Consider the following 2,710-nt stretch of genomic DNA (forward strand, 5'->3'; position numbering starts at 1 on the left):
TTCCTGCCAGATCCGGTTTATCGATAGAGATCTGACGGTCAAAACGACCAGGACGTAATAATGCGCTATCCAGTACATCGGGGCGGTTGGTAGCAGCCAGGATAATGATACCACTGTCTGTTCCGAAACCATCCATTTCTACCAGCAACTGATTCAGCGTATTTTCACGTTCGTCATTGCTCATCATCACGTTCTTGCCTCTTGCACGACCGATCGCATCAATTTCATCGATAAAGATGATACATGGGGCTTTTTCGCGGGCTTGTTTAAACAAGTCACGTACACGGCTCGCACCTACTCCTACAAACAGCTCCACAAAGTCGGAACCGGACATAGAGAAGAAAGGAACCTGTGCTTCACCTGCCATCGCTTTAGCCAGGAGGGTTTTACCAGTTCCCGGAGGGCCTACCAGCAAAGCTCCTTTAGGAATTTTACCTCCCAAAGCAGTATATTTTTTAGGATTCTTCAGGAAATCCACAATTTCCATTACTTCTACCTTGGCTTCATCCAAACCAGCTACATCGTTGAAAGTGATATTCACACGGGTACCTTTATCGAACAGGGTAGCTTTTGATTTACCAATATTGAAGATGCCACCAGGTCCGCCACTTCCACCGGAAGGACCACCCATTTTACGCATCAGCAATATCCACAAACCAATGATCAGGATAATAGGTAATAACAGTTGGAAGATAGGTTCAAACCAGCTTTGACGCTCATCATAAGAGATCTTTACCTGATTTTCCACCGGAATACCTTCCTGTGCCTTATCAATATCTTTCTTGAAACTTTCTTCGCTACCTATTGTAAAACGGTAATGAGGACCGGGGTTATCGCCACCAAATCTACTTTTATTGACACCGTTAAACTTAGCCTCTTTTAAAGAGTCTGCTTTTATGTAGACCTCTACATATTTTTTATTTACGACAACCAGTTTATCAACATCTCCTGGTTTCAGATAGTTAATCTGAAATTCCTGGAAACTGATTTCTTTGGTTGAGGATTTAAAATCACCAAAAATGTTCATTGCCAGCAGGGCAACGCCAATAAAGGCATATACCCAGTATATATTGAACTTCGGTCCTTTCTTAGGTGATTTCTCTGAACCCTTGTTGAAGTTATTGCCTCCTTTTTCCATAATCTTACGCTCCTTTACGGATGTTTATTGCAATCAGAATAATATAAATAAGTAATTCTAAAACAACTGTTTTGTTTAGTCTTCGGTGTGATCCATTCTATCGGCGTCACTCCACATTTCCTCAAGATTATAGAATCTGCGGTTCTCAGGTTGAAAGATATGTAATACAACATTCACATAATCGACCAAAACCCAGTTTTGTGAACCAAACCCTTCATGCTTATACGGTTCCTCTGAAGTATGCTTTTCCACCTCCTCTGACACATAATCAGCTATGGCTTTCACCTGGGTGCCCGAATTGGCTTCACATATGATAAAGAAATCGGCCACGGCTTCAGGAATCTGGCGTAGATCCAGGGATACGATATTTTCCCCCTTCTTATCCTGTATGGCCTTTATGATGGTGGTAAAAATTTCACTTTCTCTGGTCAGGCGTAACTGCGCCTTCTTTCTCGTGCTCAGAACGGTTAAGGGTGCCAATAAATCTCGTTTTTGTTAAAAATAATCTTTAATTGTCAAAGTTACTAAACAAGCAGTAATATAAGATGTTTAATCTCACCTGCGGGCCTCCTGAAATGTTAATTAAATAATAAAATGAATTACTTTTCGGGCCATATATACAGACTAAAAAAGATTCATGTGATAGGACACCCGTTTCATGTATTAGACGAAATAGACAGCACCAATAACTATGCCATGGAGCAGGTAAATTCCGGGCAGGTGACATCTGGTACTGCCTGGTTTACCAGCAACCAAACTGCCGGAAAAGGTACCCGTGGGAAACAATGGCTTGCCCAACCCGGCGACATCAGCGCACTCAGTATTGCCCTTCAACCTGCTATGCTACCGCTTTCCCGACAATTTATGCTCAGCGTTTCGGTAGCACTGGCTGCCGCCGATTTCTTTACTTCCTATGCCGGCGATGAAACCATCATCAAGTGGCCAAACGATATTTACTGGCGTGACAGAAAGGCAGGAGGCATCCTGATAGAGAATGTACTACGTGGAAATATGTGGCAATATGCCATTGTCGGCATCGGGCTCAACATTAATCAGGCAGCCTTTTCCCCTGATCTTCCCAATGCCGTTTCCCTCAGACAGATCACCGGCAAAATCCGGGAAGCAGCCACCCTGGCAAAGGAACTATGCACTTTCCTGGACAAAAGAATCCGCCAACTGCAGCCAGCCAACTACGAAGCGATACTTGACGAATATAAACGCCGGCTTTTCCGCTGGCAACAACCCGGCTTATATCGTAAAGACGGAGAAATTTTTGAAGGCATTATACGAGATGTATTGCCAGATGGGCACCTCTGCCTGGAAAAAAATGGCGAAATCATGCCATTAGGATTTGGCGAGGTAGAATTTATTATCAGCCGCTAAAAATAGTGGGGACTCGGGTTTCATTCCTGCATCTTACCGGAAACTGTCCGCTGTTCGCCAAAAGCGGACAGTTTCCGTGATTATTTACTGTTTGCCCACATACTCCTGCTGCTTCTCCAGCAATACTTTTTGCAAGGCTGCAGGCAATCCTGGCGACAAATCAGATAACAGATACACATTGGCGCCGTA

3 protein-coding genes are annotated in these 2,710 nt (G+C 43.7%); 1 reads left to right on the top strand and 2 read right to left on the bottom strand.

The features are described 5' to 3' along the window. Both VIP81_RS24320 and rsfS read right to left on the bottom strand, forming a co-directional pair. On the bottom strand, nt 1-1,138 hold a 1,138-nt coding region (locus VIP81_RS24320; protein WP_331967461.1), incomplete at its 3' end, for an ATP-dependent metallopeptidase FtsH/Yme1/Tma family protein. A 75-nt stretch (nt 1,139-1,213) separates the two neighbouring features. Next, nucleotides 1,214-1,618: a ribosome silencing factor gene (gene rsfS / locus VIP81_RS24325; protein ID WP_331967463.1), complete on the bottom strand. Its 405-nt coding sequence runs from the start codon at nt 1,616-1,618 to the stop codon at nt 1,214-1,216. 159 nt (nt 1,619-1,777) lie between these two features. Here rsfS and VIP81_RS24330 point away from each other — a divergent pair, with 159 nt between their 5' ends. Then, the gene (locus VIP81_RS24330) at nt 1,778-2,521 is read left to right on the top strand and encodes a biotin--[acetyl-CoA-carboxylase] ligase (protein WP_331967465.1); all 744 of its coding nucleotides are present in this window, start codon (nt 1,778-1,780) and stop codon (nt 2,519-2,521) included. Nucleotides 2,522-2,710: the final 189 nt, after the last annotated feature.

Origin of the sequence: Chitinophaga sp. (assembly GCF_036566945.1) — a bacterium.
Taxonomy (GTDB): domain Bacteria; phylum Bacteroidota; class Bacteroidia; order Chitinophagales; family Chitinophagaceae; genus Chitinophaga.